Origin of the sequence: Rhodococcus sp. 05-2254-6 (genome assembly GCF_002258565.1) — a bacterium.
GTDB lineage: Bacteria > Actinomycetota > Actinomycetes > Mycobacteriales > Mycobacteriaceae > Rhodococcoides.
Window position 1 is genome coordinate 1 of the sequence record NZ_NOZF01000016.1, and the last position, 18498, is coordinate 18498.

At 64.6% G+C, this 18498-nt stretch carries 18 protein-coding genes; 16 read left to right on the forward strand and 2 right to left on the reverse strand.

The features are described 5' to 3' along the window. The 3 genes from CH256_RS01770 to CH256_RS01780 form a co-directional block, all read left to right on the forward strand. Positions 1 to 353, forward strand: a 353-nt coding sequence (locus tag CH256_RS01770; RefSeq protein ID WP_179271963.1) for a phosphatidylserine decarboxylase, incomplete at its 5' end; no start/stop codon positions are given. Next, positions 350 to 1504, forward strand: coding sequence for a hypothetical protein (locus tag CH256_RS01775; RefSeq protein ID WP_094668705.1), 1155 nt, complete (start codon positions 350 to 352; stop codon positions 1502 to 1504). The genes CH256_RS01770 and CH256_RS01775, both read left to right, overlap by 4 nt. Then, positions 1505 to 3724, forward strand: coding sequence for an MMPL family transporter (locus tag CH256_RS01780; protein WP_094668706.1), 2220 nt, complete (start codon positions 1505 to 1507; stop codon positions 3722 to 3724). It abuts the gene before it with no gap. Here the strand turns inward: CH256_RS01780 and CH256_RS01785 are convergent. Together CH256_RS01785 and CH256_RS01790 are read right to left on the reverse strand one after the other, a co-directional pair. After that, positions 3703 to 4470 carry a hypothetical protein gene (locus CH256_RS01785; RefSeq protein ID WP_094668707.1) on the reverse strand — a complete coding sequence of 256 codons (768 nt, stop codon included), beginning with the start codon at positions 4468 to 4470 and terminating at the stop codon, positions 3703 to 3705. The genes CH256_RS01780 and CH256_RS01785 overlap by 22 nt on opposite strands. Next, positions 4467 to 5000, reverse strand: coding sequence for an RNA polymerase sigma factor (locus CH256_RS01790; RefSeq protein WP_256980861.1), 534 nt, complete (start codon positions 4998 to 5000; stop codon positions 4467 to 4469). The genes CH256_RS01785 and CH256_RS01790 overlap by 4 nt, the downstream gene beginning before the upstream one ends. 144 nt (positions 5001 to 5144) lie before the next feature. Between CH256_RS01790 and CH256_RS01795 the strand changes: the two genes are divergently transcribed. From CH256_RS01795 to CH256_RS01855, 13 genes are all read left to right on the forward strand, one after another. Further along, complete coding sequence (locus tag CH256_RS01795; protein ID WP_094641119.1) at positions 5145 to 5903, forward strand: CHRD domain-containing protein; 759 nt, start codon at positions 5145 to 5147, stop codon at positions 5901 to 5903. A 149-nt stretch (positions 5904 to 6052) separates the two neighbouring features. Further along, a complete protein-coding gene (locus tag CH256_RS01800; RefSeq protein ID WP_256989330.1) occupies positions 6053 to 6508 on the forward strand; it encodes a class F sortase in 456 nt (151 codons plus the stop codon). A gap of 356 nt (positions 6509 to 6864) precedes the next feature. Further along, positions 6865 to 7446, forward strand: coding sequence for a 50S ribosomal protein L10 (gene rplJ / locus CH256_RS01805; protein ID WP_094641121.1), 582 nt, complete (start codon positions 6865 to 6867; stop codon positions 7444 to 7446). A 90-nt stretch (positions 7447 to 7536) separates the two neighbouring features. Continuing rightward, positions 7537 to 7923 (forward strand): 50S ribosomal protein L7/L12, encoded by a 387-nt coding sequence (gene rplL, locus CH256_RS01810; RefSeq protein ID WP_057475236.1) that lies wholly within the window; start codon positions 7537 to 7539, stop codon positions 7921 to 7923. Positions 7924 to 8369: 446 nt separating this feature from the next. After that, entirely contained in the window at positions 8370 to 9545 is a 1176-nt protein-coding gene (locus CH256_RS01815; RefSeq protein ID WP_179271964.1) for an ABC transporter ATP-binding protein, read from the forward strand. Positions 9546 to 9550: 5 nt separating this feature from the next. Further along, positions 9551 to 10345, forward strand: a complete 795-nt coding sequence (locus CH256_RS01820; protein ID WP_037191254.1) for an MlaE family ABC transporter permease — start codon at positions 9551 to 9553, stop codon at positions 10343 to 10345. Between the two features lie 5 nt (positions 10346 to 10350). Then, positions 10351 to 11211 (forward strand): MlaE family ABC transporter permease, encoded by an 861-nt coding sequence (locus tag CH256_RS01825; RefSeq protein ID WP_027498223.1) that lies wholly within the window; start codon positions 10351 to 10353, stop codon positions 11209 to 11211. Further along, positions 11208 to 12563, forward strand: a complete 1356-nt coding sequence (locus CH256_RS01830; protein WP_094641123.1) for an MCE family protein — start codon at positions 11208 to 11210, stop codon at positions 12561 to 12563. The genes CH256_RS01825 and CH256_RS01830 overlap by 4 nt, the downstream gene beginning before the upstream one ends. Beyond that, a complete protein-coding gene (locus CH256_RS01835; protein ID WP_094641124.1) occupies positions 12560 to 13627 on the forward strand; it encodes an MCE family protein in 1068 nt (355 codons plus the stop codon). Before CH256_RS01830 ends, CH256_RS01835 begins: the two co-directional genes overlap by 4 nt. After that, positions 13624 to 14622: an MCE family protein gene (locus CH256_RS01840; RefSeq protein WP_094668709.1), complete on the forward strand. Its 999-nt coding sequence runs from the start codon at positions 13624 to 13626 to the stop codon at positions 14620 to 14622. The genes CH256_RS01835 and CH256_RS01840 overlap by 4 nt, the downstream gene beginning before the upstream one ends. Continuing rightward, positions 14622 to 15905: an MCE family protein gene (locus tag CH256_RS01845; protein ID WP_094641126.1), complete on the forward strand. Its 1284-nt coding sequence runs from the start codon at positions 14622 to 14624 to the stop codon at positions 15903 to 15905. The genes CH256_RS01840 and CH256_RS01845 overlap by 1 nt, the downstream gene beginning before the upstream one ends. Before the next feature lie 29 nt (positions 15906 to 15934). Continuing rightward, on the forward strand, positions 15935 to 17203 hold the full coding sequence (locus tag CH256_RS01850) for an MCE family protein (RefSeq protein WP_094641127.1): 1269 nt from the start codon (positions 15935 to 15937) through the stop codon (positions 17201 to 17203). Next, on the forward strand, positions 17200 to 18447 hold the full coding sequence (locus tag CH256_RS01855; protein ID WP_094641128.1) for an MCE family protein: 1248 nt from the start codon (positions 17200 to 17202) through the stop codon (positions 18445 to 18447). Before CH256_RS01850 ends, CH256_RS01855 begins: the two co-directional genes overlap by 4 nt. Positions 18448 to 18498 lie beyond the last annotated feature (51 nt).

An 18498-nucleotide genomic window follows, 5' to 3' on the forward strand; every position in this document is an offset into this window, starting at 1 on the left:
CGAATCTGTTGACCCGACGCACCCCCTACGACGAGGGCTGCGACTACCTGCTCACCAACGAGCGGCTCACCATCTCGATCGAGCACGAGTCCGGTGCCGTGGTGACGGTGACGCAGATAGCCGATCTCTGGGTGGACCGCATCGTCGCGCACGTCGCCGTCGGCGACAGCGTCGAACGCGGCGAGCAATACGGGATGATCCGCTTCGGTTCTCAGTGCGACGTGTTCGTGCCGGACGCACTCGTCGACGAGATCACCGTCCGGCCAGGTAATTACGTGTTCGCCGGGGAGACGACGGTGGCCCGTTCGCCGATCCTCGTGGACGGCAGTCAACAGAGCGAAGAGGAACGATGATCACGATCGAAGAGGTCGACGGCAAAGCAGGCTGGCGCGAGTTCGAGGCCGTCTCGGACCTGGTCTACCAGGGCGATCCGTACCGCCTTCCCGACGAGTCGATGGACCTGCGTCGAGTGCTCATCGCACCGCCGTCCTCGGTCGCCGCCACCCGTATCACCAAGGCATTCCTGGCCCGCGAGAACGGAATTGCCGTCGGTCGCGTCGTGGCCATCCACGATCTGTCGTTCACCGAGTACACGGGGGAGTCGATCGGCTTCTTCGGCTTCTACGAGGCCGTCGACGATCACGATGTCGCGACAGCACTGCTCGACGCTGCCGCGCAATGGCTTTCGGCGCGCGGGCTCGCGACGATTTCCGGGCCGTTCGGACCCTCGATGTTCTACAGCGCCGGCATCGTCGTCGACGAGATCCCGGCGCTGCCGCTGGTGGGGATGCCACACAATCCGCTCTACTACGCGGCCCACTTCGAGAAGTGGGGTCTGATGGCGGTCAAGGACTTCTACAGTTACCTCTTCGACGACCCGTGCATCATCTACAACGACCCCAAATACGCGCGGCACATGCAGATCTTCGAGAAGATCAAGGCGCGGTCGGAGGTGACGTTCCGGTCGATGAAGTATCGGACGCTACGCCGCGACGCGCGCATCGTGCGAGACCTCTACAACAAGACGTTCGTCAACTTCTGGGGCTTCTCGCCGCTGTCCTACACGGAGCTGTTCGAGTTGCTGAAGATGATGCTCCCGGTCATCGACCGCAGGCTCACGCTGCTGGCCGAACTCGACGGCAAGCCCGTCGGCTTCCTGATGGGCATCCCGGACGTCAATCAGGCCGCCGCCAAGGCGTCGCACCTGAAGTCGCGCTGGGCGCGAGACCTGGTGACGCTGTGGCACGTCAAGCGTCCGGGCCGGACGGAGATCATCGACGGCGTACGGGTGGACATGCTGTTCGTCGATCCCGATTGCCCCGACCGGGCCGTGTCCTCGCTGCTGATCATGGAGATGTCGGTGCGCATGCGCGACCTCGGGTTCACGCGCGTCGAAGCCGCTCCCGTTCTCGACGACAGTCCGTGGATGAAGGGGTCGGTCCTGTCCAGGACGAAACTCGCTCCGCACCGCACGTACCGCATCTTCAGCCGGGAGTTGACGTAGATGACCGACACGATTTCGCGCATCGACCCGCAGGTGACCAGTGGAAACATCGGCGACCGGTGGGGCCGACTCGTCGCGCGTCGGCGCTGGGTGGTGCTGGCGATCTGGACGCTGCTCGCGGTCGGATCGGCGATTCTGTATCCGGCGCTGCAGAATTCGCTGGTCGGAGCCAACTTCTCGGTACCGGGCACCGAATCGAGCCGCGCCGACGACCTGATCGAGCGTCACTTCGAGTCGTTCGGCTCCGAACAACTCGTCGTCACGTTCACCTCCGAATCGGTGAACACGTCGGACCCGGCGTTCCGTGAGCGAGTGGGGGAGGTGGTCTCCTCGCTGCGGCAGTCCCCGGATGTGCTGCGGGTCGTCGACCCCTACGAGACCGCGGGCTTCGTCCCGACGATCTCGCAGGACGGCACGTCGGCGCTCGCGTTCGTCGGTATCGGCGGAGAGGCCAGCGATCGGATCGCGGTGGCCGAACGCGTGCAGGAGATGATCGGCGCGGCGTCCGGCGACGGCGTCGAGGTGGCGGTGACGGGGTATTCCCCGATGACGGTCGATCTCACCCGCGTCGAATCCGAGGACGCCGTGCGGGCCGAGAGCATCGGTCTGCCCATCGCCTTCGTGGTGCTGGTTCTCGCGCTGGGGTCCGTGGTCGCGGGCATCGTGCCGTTGGTCTCCACCGGAATCGGCGTGCTGGCGGCGTTCGGAATGTTCGCGCTGTTGTCCAACTTCATGACGTTCGACGTTCTCGTCACCACCGTGGCGGCGATGTTCGGCCTGGGTCTGGGAATCGATTACGCACTGTTCATCGTCAGTCGATTCCGGGAAGAGATCGGGCGAGCCGGACCACCCGACGATCCGCACCGGACCGAGCGCGCGGTGGGGGCGGCCATGGGTACGGCCGGGCACACCATCGTCATTTCCGGTCTGGTCGTGTTGATCGCACTCGGAGCCCTCGCCATCGTCGATGTTCCTGCCGTCCGCAGCATCTCGTTGGTGGTCGCGCTGACCATCGCGACCGTCGTCGTGGTCGCGTGGACCCTGCTGCCGGCGATTCTCGCGGTTCTGGGAACGCGCATCGGCGCGTGGTCGCTGCCCGACAGATTCCAACCTCCGTCGGTCGACGAGCACGAGGCGGCAGTTCCTACCTGGTGGTCACGGTGGGCGCAGCATGTCATCGAACGACCGTGGCGCTACACGGTCGCGTCGGCCGCGGTGCTCGTCGTGTGCCTGATTCCCATCGGTTCCATCTCGTACGGTGTCGACCTCGGGGCCGAGGCGCTGAGCGCGGAACCGTCCGGACGGGCCAACACGGTCCTGACCGAGAAGTTCGCGCCCGGGACCATCTCGCCCATCACCATCGTGTTCACGGGTGAGGACGACAGTCCGTTGGGACCGCAGCAGCTGGCCACCGTCGACGCGTTCGCTGCCTCCGTGCGCGACGACGATCGCGTCGCCTACGCGCTGGCACAGCCGGAGGGCGGGCGATCGTTGCTGATCGTGGTTCCGTCGGTGCCGATCGACTCGACCGAGGCCGCCGATCTCGTGGGATCCCTTCGAGCGCAGGCGGTTGCCGCCGGCGACACGGACGGCACGAGCGTCTCCGTCGGTGGCACCACCGCACTGGTGGTCGACGCCTCCGACGAGATCTCCGGCAAATTCGCCTGGGTCGTGGCCGCCGTCCTGGCCTTCTCCCTCTTCTACCTGGCCGTCGTCTTCCGCAGTGTGGTGATTCCGCTCAAGGCCGTCGCCATGAACCTGCTGGACACCGGCGCAGCGTTGGGTGCGACCGTCGCCGTCTTCCAATGGGGTTGGGGGTCGAGCATTCTCGGCTTCGAGAGCCCGGGCTACATCCAGGTGTATCTACCGGTGACGGTGTTCGCCGTGGTCTTCGGCCTGTCGATGGACTACGAGGTGTTCCTCATCGGCCGCATGCGTGAGATGTTCGTGCGGGGAGCCGGCAACGACGTGGCCGTGGTCGACGGTATCGAGCACACTGCCAGGCCCATCACGGCCGCCGCGGCGATCATGATCGCCGTGTTCGCCAGCTTCCTCACCGCCGACGTGCTCGAGCTCAAACAGTTCGGCTTCGCTCTCGCCATCGCCGTACTGTTCGACGCGGTGCTGGTGCGCATGATGATGGTGCCGGCGATGATGAAGCTCTTCGGCGAGCGCAACTGGTGGCCCGGCTCGAAACGCTACGAGGCCGTCGGCAGCTGAGCACGCGCCAGGACGGCACCACCGGACGTGCGGATCTCGATGTCGGTCACGTCCTGACGCAGCACCGCGGCGTTCATTCGGCACTCGATGGTGATGTCACTACCGAGGAACGTGCCGGACGGACGCTCGACACCCGATCGGTCGACGAGAACCACCTCGTACGGGCCACGATCGGACATGCCGTCCATCTCCAGGACGGTCTCTGTACCCCACGTGTGGGCGACCAGACCTCCTTCTATGTCCACACTCGGCACCTCGGTGGTGAAGGCGACCTGCTCGTACGCGCCGAGGGTTCCGGGTGGACCGGTGATCGCGGCGGGTGGATTCGTGGGGTCCTGGCGGTAGGCGTCGACTCCGAGCACCACCCCACTGCCGACCACCACCCCTAATATTGCGGCCGCAACGGCCAGTCCTGCCGATCTGCGCTGCCCCCCGAACCGCTGCCTTCCCAACCGCTGCCCACCGAACCGCTGTGTCCGCCGATCTTGCTGCGGCGACCTTTCGGAGCTGCCTGTCGCACCGAGGATTCGCTCGCGAAGGTCGGGTGACGTCGAAGATTCGAGCCACGCGTCGGTAGGGCCGCGGCTCCCGAGAGTCATGGTCAGCGAGCGCAATTCGGCGATCTCGTCGTCGATCGTGGGATCGGATGCAGCGAGCCGACGCAGTTCGGCGGCTTCGGCGTCGTCGAGATCGTCACCGACGGCAGCGGCGATCAACTCGGCTCGGCGATCGGGTGCTGCGCTCATGTCTCCTCCTTTCCGTCGAGATGTTGTCGTAGGGCTCGCAGTGCGTAGAAGGTGCGGGTGCGCAGTGTTCGCACGGCGACCCCGGTCGATTTCGACAGCTCCGCGTAGGAGCTGCCGCCCAGGTGCACTGCGACGACGACCTGCCGATGCTCGGGGGAGAGCAGGGCGAGTGCGGCGATGATGCGGAGCCGCTCGTCGACGTCGGGGCTGGTGTCACGCGTGACCCCGTCCGACTCCCGCCCGACGTCGTCGATCCGGTCCGAGGCCGGCATCGGCATCCTCGTCAGCGACCGCTGAGCATCGACGATCACGTTGCGTTCGATGGCGAACAGCCACGTTCGCAGGGACCCGCGCCCGGGCTCGAATCGGGACCGCGCTCGCCACGCCCGAAGGAAGGTCTCCTGAACACAATCCTCGGCCAGAGTTCTGTCACGGAGAGCGTTGACGGCGAACCCGAGCATGGCCGACGCGTGCTCGTCGTACGCGGCAGCGACGTCGAAGTCCAGTTCGATCACGCTCCCGATGCTCATGACAGTGGATACGTCGGTGGACCCTCGGACGTTCATGGCGAGGGCGGAAAACATTTCTTTACCGAGCTTTGAACATTTTGGCATCGGCGCTCGTACACCTTGCACGGGCTCGCCTGCCCGATACTCCCACGGAAGGCACACGAGATGACCAGACGCTCGATCCCCCGCCCGGCAACGTCGATCCGATCCACCGCCACAGCGCTCGTCGGTGGTACCGCCACCGCTGCGGCGATGATGCTGTTCGCCGCCGCCCCGGCCGGTGCCGATACGCCTGTCGCCGAACCGGATTCCTTCACCAGCGCATTCACGGCCATGGCCACTCCCGACCAGGTGCTCAACGGAGAGGGCGTCGCCACTCCGGGTCAGCCCGGTGCGATGGGTACCTTCACTCTGCGCATCAACTCCGACCTCGACATCATCTGCTATGACATCGCGCTCGAAGGCGTGACCGGCGACTACATGAGCCCGGCCAAGACCGCCACGCACATCCACCAGGCTGCGGCGGGCGCAGCAGGTCCTCCGCGTCTGGCATTCCCGAACCCCACCCCGATCGGCGATGGCCCGCGCACCAGCAGCGGCTGCATGCAGGGGCCGTTCACCACCGGCCTGACGCCTGCCGGTGCCGACGCGGACAGCGGGACCGGATTCACCCTGGATCAGATCGAAGCCGACCCGGCAGCCTTCGCCGCCGACACCCACACCGTCGACTTCTCGGCCGGAGCGGTGCGCGGCCAGCTCAGCCAGATTCCGGTCGGGTCCGTTGCGACCGGTGGCGGCGGGTCGGCGCTCGCGGCGTCCGATTCGGCGTCGAGTTCGGTGCTGCCGGTCGTCGGTGCGGTGGCACTGGGCGCGATGGTCGTCGCGGGCGTGACGGTCGCTGCTCGACGCGAGGTGCGGAGCTGAGATATCCGGTTCTGATCGCGGTCGCTGCCGCGGCGGTGGTGGTGGGCTGTTCCTCGCCCCCTCCATCGCCGCCGGCGGCGACCACGCCGGTGTCCTCGCAGCCGTCGTCGAGCACCACCGCGCCTGCACCCGCCGTGCCAGTACCCGCAGTGGATTCGGTGAGACCGGCCCCGACGCGGGTGAGTGCCGTGGACATCGCGCTCGACGAGCCGTTGATCGGCCTGGGGCTCACCGAATCGGGTGAGATGCAGGTGCCCACCGACTACGACGACGTCGGGTGGTTCACCGGAGGTGGCCGACCCGGCGCGATCGGCAGTCCGACGGTGATAGCCGGGCACGTCGACTCGACGACCGGTCCCGCGGTGTTCGATCGCCTGTCGGAACTCGGAATCGGCGATGTCGTTGCGGTGGACGACGAGGCGGGTGGCCGAGCCGAGTACCGCATCGACGAGATCGGTGATTACGGCAAAGCCGAGTTCCCGACGGCGTCGGTCTTCGGGGCTGTGCCTGCCGACGAGATCCGGCTCATCACCTGTTCGGGTGACTTCGACGCAGCCGTGGGCAGCTACGAGCGCAACCTCGTTCTATACGGAGTGCGCATATGACAGTGCAACGCATATGGCAGTGCGAACACCGAACGTTTTGGAGTTGACCCCGAACGTGTTGTAGCCTGGTCGACGGTTCGGATCACGAATGCTCGCACTCGTGCCCTGACCGCCCAATCAAGTTCTACCCAAGACCGTTGGTCACCGCCTTCTCGAAGGATTCGCTTCCGGGAGTTGCGCGGTTGAAGGTCCGAGACAGCTTCGGACGGCCCACGCAGGAGAACGAGGTAGGGAACCTGTATGCAGCCCTGGTGGCTGCCCGCTCGTTCACGCCCCGTGTGCTTCTTGCGCCGGGGCGTTCGTCGTTTTCCGGCCCTCTCGCGATCGACACAACTTCCCACGAGAGGAGGCGAAGTATGGCAAAGCCCGAAAAGGTCTCAGCAGTATCGGAGATCACCGAACAGTTCAAAGGTTCGACGGCTGCCGTCGTCACGGAATACCGTGGCCTGTCGGTGTCCGGTCTGACTCAGCTCCGGCGTGCGCTCGGCGAAGGTGCCACGTACTCCGTCGCCAAGAACACCCTGGTCAAGCGCGCAGCAGCCGAGGCCGGCATCACCGGCCTCGACGACTTGTTCGTCGGACCGACCGCCATTGCATTCATCAAGGGCGAGCCGGTCGACGCAGCGAAGGCCATCAAGGCCTTCGCGAAGGACAACAAGGCCTTGATCGTCAAGGGCGGCTACATGGACGGCGCAACGCTGTCCGTGGACGAGATCAACAAGATCGCAGACCTCGAGTCGCGCGAAATCCTGTTGGCCAAGCTCGCCGGCGCCATGAAGGGCAACTTGTCGAAGGCTGCAGGCCTGTTCAACGCTCCCGCATCGCAGTTCGCGCGTCTGGCGTTCGCGTTGCAGGAGAAGAAGGCTGCCGGCGAACCCGCCGCAGCCGAGGCACCTGCAGAAACAGAAGCACCGGCGGAAGCTCCCGCCGAAAGCTGATCCGCTGGTATTGGCGAACAGCTCAGCTCCACACCACCAACACCAAGTCGCGGATCAGCGACCAGGTACTTACAGGAAGGACCCGCCACCATGGCGAAGCTCAGCACCGAAGAATTGCTCGACCAGTTCAAGGAGCTCACCCTCCTCGAGCTCAGCGAGTTCGTGAAGGCATTCGAGGAGACCTTCGAGGTCACCGCAGCCGCTCCCGTCGCCGTTGCTGCTGCAGGCGGCGGCGCTGCCCCCGCCGAGGCTGCTGAAGAGCAGGACGAGTTCGACGTCGTCCTCGAGTCGGCCGGCGACAAGAAGATCCAGGTCATCAAGGTCGTCCGTGAGGTCGTCTCCGGCCTCGGCCTGAAGGAAGCCAAGGACCTCGTCGAGAGCGCTCCGAAGGCAATCCTGGAGAAGGTCGCCAAGGATGCAGCCGAGGCTGCCAAGGAGAAGCTGGAAGCTGCCGGCGCAAAGATCTCCGTCAAGTAAGACCGCTTCGTTGCAGTCGCACGTCACGCTCTGACATCGAGAGCGAGTCGAGGGACCGTTTCCACTCCGGTGGGGACGGTCCCTTTTCTGTGTTTCCGGTGGCACCGGTCGAGGTGCCGTTGTGATCGGTCACGGACTCCGCGAGATCGCGTGACACTCGCTCTGCGTCCCTGTTTACTCGACCTCGCCGAAGTCCGAAGCTTTCCGAAGGGTTTCGGCTGTGATCGCTTGTGGCTTGTCACAGCAGAGCACGGCAGGGACTTGTCACAGTTCTGGCGAGTCGCCGACCGTGTCGCGTGAGATGGGCCACACTGATGCAAGCTCTACAGCCTGACTCGGGGAAGTTCTTACTGGGCGGTAAGCTCCTGTGTCGGAGCGGACACGTGCATGGGTTACAGTGACGCAACCCACATCTGGGTCGATGTGTACGAATTGTGGAGGTCAGCGTGGGAGTCGAGGTTTCGGTCGAGGGATTGACCAAGTCTTTCGGTGTACAGAAGATCTGGCAGGACGTGACGTTGACCCTGCCGAAGGGTGAAGTCAGTGCTCTCCTCGGTCCGTCCGGAACCGGTAAGTCGGTCTTCCTGAAGTCTCTGATCGGCCTCCTCCGGCCCGAGCAGGGCAAGATCTTCATCGACGGAACCGACATCCTGCAGTGCTCCTCACGTGAGCTCTACGAGATCCGCAAGCTCTTCGGCGTGCTGTTCCAGGACGGTGCACTGTTCGGCTCGATGAACCTGTACGACAACGTCGCGTTCCCGCTCCGCGAGCACACCAAGAAGTCCGAGTCCGACATCCGCAAGATCGTCATGGAGAAGTTGGAACTGACGGGTCTGCTCGGTGCCGAGGACAAGCTCCCCGGTGAGATCTCCGGCGGTATGCGTAAGCGCGCCGGCCTCGCCCGCGCTCTGGTTCTCGACCCCGAGATCATCCTCGTCGACGAGCCCGACTCCGGCCTCGATCCCGTTCGTACCACGTACATTTCGCAGACCCTGATCGACATCAACGCCGAGATCGACGCGACGATCCTGATCGTCTCGCACAACATCAACCTGGCGCGGACGGTGCCCGACAACATCGGCATGCTCTTCCGTCGCCAACTGGTCATGTTCGGCCCGCGTGAGGTGCTGCTCACCAGCGACGAGCCGGTGGTCAAGCAGTTCCTCAACGGCACCATGATCGGTCCGATCGGTATGTCGGAGGAGAAGGACGAGGCGCAGATGGCGCAGGAGCAGGCCATGGTCGACGCCGGGCACCACGCCGGTGGCGTCGACGACGTGGAAGGCATCGTCCCGCAGATGAAGGCCACCCCGGGTACTCCGGTCCGCCAGGCCGTCGGACGCAGGCAGGAACGCGTCCGCCAGATCATGCACACCCTGCCGCACAGTGCGCAGGTCGCGATCCAGGAAAGCCTCGACACCACCGATCCCGGTCAGCGGAACCCCGTGTACGCAGACCAGCAGCAGGGCTACGACCAGCAGGGTTATGGCCAGCAGGGTTACGACCAGCAGGGTTACGACCAGCAGGGCTACGGCCAGCAGGGTTACGACCAGCAGGGATACAGCGAGCAAGGTCATGAACAGCAGGGCTACCAAGCTCCGACTCAAGGTCGGGGTCAATAGCAGACATGGGGGGATCGAAGAAGTCCGCGTTCGCTCCGGCGAATGCCGCTCTGACTCAAGCCGGAAATATCGTCGAGCTGTTCGTCGAGGTCGTTCGGAACACCTTTCGTAGGCCGTTCCAGTTCCGCGAATTCATCGAGCAGGCCTGGTTCATCGCCAGCGTCACGATTCTGCCGACAGCGCTCGTCGCGATTCCGTTCGGTGCGGTCGTGTCGCTGCAGACCGGATCGCTCATCAAGCAGCTCGGTGCCGAGTCGTTCACCGGCGCGGCCAGCGTGCTCGCGGTCATTCAGCAGGGCAGTCCGATCGTGACCGCGTTGCTGGTGGCCGGTGCCGCAGGTTCCGCCGTCACGGCCGACCTCGGCTCGCGCACCATTCGCGAGGAGATCGACGCCATGCGGGTGCTGGGCATCGACCCGGTACATCGTCTGGTCGTTCCGCGAGTGCTCGCGATGATTCTCGTCGCACTGTTGCTCAACGGCCTGGTCTCGGTCGTCGGCATCGCCGGCGGTTACTTCTTCAACGTGATCCTCCAGGGCGGCACCCCCGGTGCGTACCTGGCGTCCTTCGGAGCGCTGGCGCAGCTTCCCGATCTGTATGTCGCAGAAGCGAAAGCGGCGATCTTCGGGCTCATCGCGGGCATCATCGCCTCCTACAAGGGGCTCAATCCCAATCCCGGACCCAAGGGCGTCGGCGAGGCAGTGAACCAGACGGTTGTCATCACGTTCCTGCTGCTCTTCTTCGCCAACCTCATTCTGACCCTGGTGTACCTCCAGGTCGTCCCAGCGAAGGGAGCGTAACCGCGATGACGATCGCAAGAGGTCGCGGTGACCGCACACTGATGCGTGTCAAGCGCGTCGGCAATGCCCCGCTCAACGTGCTCGACCGTGCAGGCGAGCAGATGTCGTTCTACCTGCGGGCCATCGGGTGGATTCCCAAGACCGCGGTGCATTACAAGAAGGAGGTGCTTCGCCTGCTGGCGGAGGTCACCTTCGGCAGCGGTGCGCTCGCCGTCATCGGCGGAACCATCGGCGTGATCGTGATGATGTCCGGCTTCACCGGCATCGTCGTCGGCCTGCAGGGCTACGCAGCACTCGAGCAGCTCGGTAGCTCGGTACTGACCGGCTTCCTTTCTGCGTACGTCAACACTCGTGAGATCGCGCCGATCGTCGCAGGACTTGCGCTCTCGGCCACCGTCGGCTGTGGCTTCACCGCCCAGCTCGGTGCCATGCGGATCTCGGAGGAGATCGACGCCCTCGAGGTGATGGCAGTACCGAGCGTGCCGTTCCTGGTGACCACCCGCATGATCGCCGGCTTCGTGGCCGTCATCCCGCTCTACATCGTCGGACTGCTGGCGTCGTACGTCGCGTCCCGTGGGATCAGCACCATCTTCAACGGGCAGTCCACGGGGTCCTACGACCACTACTTCAACCTCTTCCTACCTCCGGAAGACGTGTTGTATTCGTTCCTGAAGGTGCTGATATTCGCCTTCGTCCTGATCATGATCCACTGCTATTACGGCTACCACGCCTCGGGCGGACCTGCCGGTGTCGGTGTGGCCGTGGGCCGTGCCGTTCGTACCGCGATCGTCACGATCGCAGTGCTGGACTTCTTCTTGAGCCTCGCCATCTGGGGCACGACCACCACAGTGAGGGTTGCGGGATGATCGACTCGCCATCGCGACTGAAGCGAGTACTGCTCGGTTTGGCGTTCTTCCTGGTGCTCATCCTGTTTCTGGGATGGAGCATCACGTCCTACAACAAGACGTTCAAGTCGGTGGTCAACGTCAGCCTCGAAACCGACTCGGTCGGAAATGCTCTGCCGATGAACGCCGATGTGAAGGTGCGCGGAATGATCGTCGGCGAGGTGCGCTCGGCGTCCACCGTCGACGGAGTCGTCACCTCGCAGCTGGCCATCGATCCGGACAAGGCTCCACTGATTCCGTCCAATGCGACGGCGCGGTTGCTGCCCAAGACTCTGTTCGGCGAGCGTTACGTGTCGCTGATCCTGCCCGAGAACGATTCCGCGTCGCCGATCACCGACGGCACGGTCCTGCAGCAGGACACCAGCGGGAACGCCATCGAGGTCGGGCAGTTGCTCGACGGCCTGCTCCCTCTGCTGCAGGCGATCCCGCCGCAGGACCTGGCGAACACCCTCGGGTCGTTGGCACAGGGACTCAGTGGACGCGGCGAGCAGCTCGGCCAGACCATCGACAACCTGACCAATGTCGTGTCGGGGCTGAACACGGAGCTGCCGAACATCCAGCAGACCCTGGTCGGGCTGGCGGATTTCTCGGAGACCTACGCCGACGCTGCGCCCGAACTGATTTCGGCGCTGGACAACCTGCGGACGACGGGCAACACCGTGGTCGAGCGGCAGTCCAGCCTCGAAACGCTGTACGGCTCGCTGACCTCGGCGTCCTACACCACCGCGGACTTCCTGCAGACCAACTCCGAGAACCTCATCGGATTGGCCGCGAACTCTCGTGAAGCTCTCGAGCTGCTGGCCGAGTTCTCCCCGACGTTCGGTTGCACGTTCACCCAGTTCGCCGAAGGTGCCAGGCGCGGCAAGATCGTGCTCGGCGAGGGCGACGAGTACCCCGGCATCAACGTGTCCGCATCGTTCGTCAACCCGAAGGGCCGTTACTTGCCTAACCAGGACGAGCCGCGCTTGTTCGACGATCGCGGAGCCACCTGCTTCGAGCCCGCAGCACCGGGAGAGTTCTTCCCGCAGTACCCGGGAGGTTCGATCAACGACGGCTCCTACCAGGTGCCGACCCGCAACCCGGGACCGCAGGTGATCGAAGGGCAGGGGCCGCCCAAGTCGGCTCAGAGCTCCATAGTTCCCGCGGTCGCCGCATCCGCGCAGCCTGCGAGCTACGAGGGCTCGGACTTCGAGCGTGACACTCTCGCCGTGATCTACGGACAGGCGAGTGGTGTTGCACCGGACAGTGTTCCGTCGTGGGCAGCCGCTATCGGCGCACCGGCGATGAGAGGAGTGGAGGTGACCGTGCCATGAGAGGCCTTCTCGCGCCGATCATCAAACTGATCGTGTTCGCCGTGATCACGATCATTGCTACGGCCACCCTTGCCTTCACCATCGCCAACAGCAGCGGCGGCGGCGGTACCAAGTTCTCGGCAGTCTTCACCGACGTCACCTCACTCAACGAGGGCGACGAGGTTCGCATCGCAGGCGTTCGCGTCGGCCAGGTCGACTCGATCGAGATCGCCAACGAGCGCGAAGCGAAAGTGGACTTCACGCTGAGCAGTCGCGATTGGCTGCCCGCCAGTTCGACGGCAACCATCCGGTTCAGGAACCTGGTGGGCCAGCGCTACATCGCCATCGAGCAGGGCTCGGGTGACCAGGGGCGCAAGATCACCGAAGGTGCCACCATTCCGTTGGAACGGACCAAGCCTGCGGTGAATCTGACCACGCTGTTCGACGGCTTCCGGCCGCTGTTCACCACCCTGAGCTCCGACGACGTCAACAAGCTGTCGTACCAGATCATCCAGGTGTTCCAGGGAGAGTCGGGCACGATCAACGAACTGGTCACCAACACGGCGACCCTGACGAACACCGTCGCCGACAAGGACCAGGTCATCGGCCAGGTCATCACCAATCTCAACAACGTGCTGGCGACGGTCAACCAGAACGACGGTCAGCTGGACAGCTTGATCGTCAACACCCAGCAGCTGGTCTCGGGTCTGTCGGCCGACCGTGAGGTCGTCGGCTCGGCCGTCACCTCGCTCGCGGGTCTGACCAACGCCACCGCCGACCTGCTCGAGCCGACTCGGCCGTCGATCCAGGGATCGGTCACGGCACTGAACACGCTGGCCGAGACCATCAACCGTCGAAGCGCCGACGTGGACGCGGTCCTGGGGAATCTGCCCGTGAAGCTCGACAAGCTGATTCGCACGGCCCAGCAAGGATCGTGGTTCACGTTCTACCTGTGCGGTATCGACATCGTCGCCGGACCGGGTACCTCGCCGAACCTGAATCTGCCCACCGGGCTTCCGACCGTCAACCAGCCGCTGTACACGAACTCGGCAGAGCGTTGCAAAGCTGGGGGGATCCAACAATGAAATCTCGTCGTAGTCCGGCCACCATCGGTGCTCTGGGCATTGCCATCATCCTGCTCGCCACGATGTCGGTCTTCTTTCTCGACCGTCTCCCGATCATCGGTGCCGGCTCGGTGTACACCGCCGAGTTCAGCGAGGCCGCAGGTCTCAAGGCCTCCAACGAGGTTCGTATCGCCGGAGTGAAGGTCGGCAAGGTGACCGACGTGCGTCTCGAAGGCGACCGGGTGCTCGTGGACTTCACGGTGCAGGACGCCTGGGTCGGCAGCGAGTCACGGGCCGCAATCGCGATCAAGACGCTGTTGGGACAGAAGTACCTGGCGCTCGACCCGAGCGGCCCGGAGACGCTGAGCCCCAAGGACCCGATCCCGCTCGAGCGCACCACGTCCCCGTACGACGTCATCGACGCGTTCTCCGATGCGGCGTCGACCATCAACGACATCGACACCGATCAACTCGCGACGAGTATGCGGACCCTGTCCGAGGCGTTCTCGGAGACGCCTGCGAACATCCGCGCCTCGCTCGACGGCGTCACCCGGTTGTCGCAGACCGTGGCGAGCCGCGACGAGGAGCTCAAGAAGCTGTTCGAGGCCACCGGTGAGACGTCGAAGGTGTTGGCCGACCGCAACGAGCAGTTCAACAAGCTGATCACCGACGCAGGTCCGCTTCTCGAAGAGCTGAACAACCGCCAGCAGGCAATTTCGCAGCTGCTCACCGGCACTCAGCGTGTCTCGCAGGAGCTGACCGGCCTGGTTCGCGACAACGAGGCGACCATCAACCCGATGCTGCAGCAGCTCAACGGCGTCATCGAAATCCTGCAGCGCAACAACGACAATCTCGACCGTGCGCTGAAGCTGTACGAACCGTTCATCCGGCTGTACACGAACGTGACCGGCAACGGTCGATGGCTCGATATCACGCTGGCCAACCTCACACCTCCCGGAGTTCCGTTGATACCTGGCTACCGCCAGCCCTCACTCGACAAGTTGCCGGGGGAATGATGACAGACACGCAGACAGCACCGAGAAACAAGAACAAGCTCGCGCTGATCGCCGTCGTCGTGATCGTGGCGCTGATCGTGGCCGTGGCCGGTTGGTGGTTGTTCACCAGGGCCGGCACGACCAAGATCACCGCGTACTTCGACAAGTCGATCGGCATCTACTCCGGCTCCGAGGTACGAGTGCTGGGCGTCAAGGTCGGCACGGTCGACTCCGTCACGCCACTCGGTGACGACGTCGAGGTCGTCCTTCGCGTCGACCGCGGGGTCGACATCCCGGCCGACGCCAAGGCCGTGCAGGTCAGTCCGTCGCTCGTCGCCGATCGTTACGTCCAGCTCTCACCCGTCTACACCGGCGGAGACACCATGGCGGACGGCACGACGATCGGTCGCGATCGCACCGCCACACCCGTCGAGGTCGACGAGCTGTACAAGTCCATCAACGACCTGTCGACCGCCCTCGGTCCCGACGGTGCGAACAAGGACGGCGCTCTCACCGACCTCGTCAACACCGGTGCCGCGAACCTCGACGGCAACGGTGAAGCCCTGGGCGACAGCATCACCCAGCTGTCTGCCGCCGGCCGCACTCTGAGCGATTCGCGCACCGACGTCTTCGACACGATCAAGAATCTGCAGACGTTCGTCAGCGCTCTGGCCGTCAACGATCAGCAGGTCCGCAACTTCAACACCCAGTTGGCCGACCTGACCGGTTTCCTGTCGGGTCAGCGAGAGGATCTGGGAGCTGCGCTCCAGCAGCTGTCGGTTTCGCTCGGCGACGTGGCGACGTTCGTCGCGGACAACCGGACCGAACTGACCGATGCCGCGAACGGTCTCGTGGTTCCGACTCAGACGCTCGCCGACAACCGCGAGCAGCTGGTGCAAACACTCACGTTGCTGCCGCTGGCCATCAGCAACCTGGTGAACGCCTACGACGCCGAGTCCGGCACGCTCGCCTCGCGCGCCAATCTCCAGAACGAGACCCAGGATCCGCTCGGCACCGTGTGCAAGCTCCTCGACCTCGGCGCGCTCGTTCCCGGCGATCCGCGCTTCGAGGCACTCGGTGCGCAGATTCAGCCGATCATCGATCAGTGCGCCAACATCACCACGATGATCCAGGCCCCGATCACCGACCAGAACCGGATCGTGCTGCCGTTCGGTGTTCTCACCAACGACATCGAGCAGAACGTGTCCGTGCCGGGCACCGTGCCGGGCGTCGTCTCGCCGAGGCTCGGAAACAGCACGATGCCCGGACTGGAGCAGTCGTACATCGGAGGTGGGGGACAGTGAGAACCTCTGTGAAAGGGAATCGAGCCCGCGTGAAGCGTTCCTTGGTCGTCGGAGCAGGCGTGTGCGTGGTGGCGCTGTCGGCCGGAGCGTGCTCGTCGGCCGGCATCTACGCCGTACCGCTTCCCGGTGGTGCCGATGTCGGTGACAATCCTTTCAACCTGACGGTGCAGTTCGACGACGTACTCGACCTCGTCCCGCAGTCGACCGTCAAGGTCGACGGTGTGGCTGTCGGCCGGGTGGCTTCCATCTCCGTCCCGAACGAGGGGTGGACGGCCGATGTCGACGTCATCCTCAACTCGGACGTGGATCTGCCTGCCAATGCGATCGCATCGGTGCAGCAGACCAACCTGCTCGGTGAGAAGTTCGTGCAGCTCTCGGCACCTCCCGCGGACGAGTCCGCAGCGCGGCTGCAGGACGGCGACACCATCCCGCTGGATCGAACCCGCCACGCGACCGACATCGAGCAGGTACTCGGTGCGCTCTCGCTGCTGCTCAACGGTGGCGGCGTGGGGCAGCTCTCGCCGATCGTCAAGGAACTGAGCACGGCATTCGACGGTCGCGAAGGCAGGACCAAAGAGCTTCTGCAGCAGGCGAACACGCTGATCGACGGCCTCAACCAGCAGCGTGACGACATCACCCGCGCCATCGATGGTCTCGACACTCTCAGCGGCCGCGTCAACACGCAGACCGACAAGATCGACGCCGTGCTGAAGGATCTGCCGATCGCCACCGAGGTGCTCGAGCAGCAGCGCCCGCAGCTGACCGAGATGCTCGGAGCTCTCGATCGTCTCGGAGCCGTCGGCACCGACGTGATCGACCGTTCCAAGGACGATCTGATCGCAGACCTGCGGGCACTGCGCCCGACGCTCCAGGCGCTGGCCGATTCGGCGGACGACGTGGTGACATCGCTTGCGGTGATTCCCACGCTGCCGTTCGCCGACGGAACCGAGAAGATCATCGAAGGCAACTCCGCCAACCTGTTCCTCTCTCTCGACCTGTCGATCGGAACTGCGCTGCGTAACTTCGGCGTCGGTGAAGGCGATCCGGTCTACGTCCAGCCCAAGTACGGCAACACACTGCCGGTGGTCGATCCGTCGAATCCGTACTACAACGGAAACGGACCTCGGCCGGGTTGGCCGACGATCTCGTTGCTGCCGTTGCCTCCGATCATCCCGTCACCGGTTCCGGGCCCGGGTGCCCCGGCGAACGAGCAGGCTGCCGCGGCCGCCGCGCCCGCACCGGCCGATCCGTTGGCACCGTTGAACGATCTGCTCGAGCGATTCGGAGTTGGACAGTGAGATCGAGACTGGTTCGCATTCAATTGGTCCTCTTCGTCGTGGTCGCCGTATTGGGCTTGGTCTATGTCGGTGCCAAGTACGTGCGCCTGGACAACATGCTCGGCTTCGGGCAGTACCAGGTCGATCTGAATCTCGCCGATTCCGGTGGCATCTTCTCCAATGCCGAGGTCACCTACCGAGGTGTTCCGGTGGGAACCGTCGGGGATCTGGAACTGACGCAGGACGGCGTCCGGGTCGCGCTCATGCTCGACAACGGTGGGCCGGACATCCCGGCCGGCACGAAGGCCGTCGTCGCCAACCGGTCTGCGATCGGTGAGCAGTACGTCGACTTGCAGCCCGACACCGATCAGGGTCCGTTCCTGGTCGACGGTTCGCAGATCGCACAGGCCGACACCACCACTCCCGTGCCGGTGGAGGACGTACTCGCCAACACGAACACGTTGGTCCGGTCGGTACCGCTGGACACGCTGACGCGGGTCGTCAACGAACTCGGCGTCGCGTTCGACGGTAAGGGCGCAGATCTGGCGTCTCTCGTCGATTCGCTTGGGAACATCTCCGAAGCAGGCAACGAGGCGCTGCCGGAGACGCTCGCGCTGGTGCGTGACGCGGTGCCGGTGCTGAACACGCAGTCCGAGCAGTCGGATCTGATTCGACAGTTCAGCACCAGCCTGGACGAGGTGACGGCTCAGTTGAAGTCCAGCGATCCGGACATTCGCCGCCTGATCGATACCGGTACGGCGGCAGGCGATCAGGTCGGCGGTCTCATCACCGATGCCGGTCCGGCTCTGACCACCGACATCAACAACCTGGCCTTGGTTGCTGCTCAGGCCGAACCGCGATATGTGGCGCTCCGTCCGTTCCTGACGTTCCTGCCTGCCCTCGGTGCCGGCATCTCGACGATCGTCCCGAACGACGGCACCATCCATCAGGGTCTGCTGCTCGAGGTCAACAACCCGCCGCCCTGCACGGTGGGCTACGAGGGTTCGCAGGCCATCCTCGACGAGGAGAAGCGCAAGAACCCGAACTTCGATCCGACTCGGGAGAACTACCCGTTGAACCTCGACGCGAACTGCGCGACACCGCAGGGCAGCGTCACGGGTGTGCGGTCCGCGAACCGCATCGTGTTCGCCGATCCGGACGTGCCGCAGCCGTGGGACCTCAAGCCCAAGGTCGATCCGGAGAAGCTCAACCTCAACCCCATCGCCACCCAGTTGGCACCGCTGATCGGCGTCACGCCGAAGTAGTGGAATCGGTGGAACTGCTGCTCAGCACTGCCGTCGGGCCGAGAGTGGTTC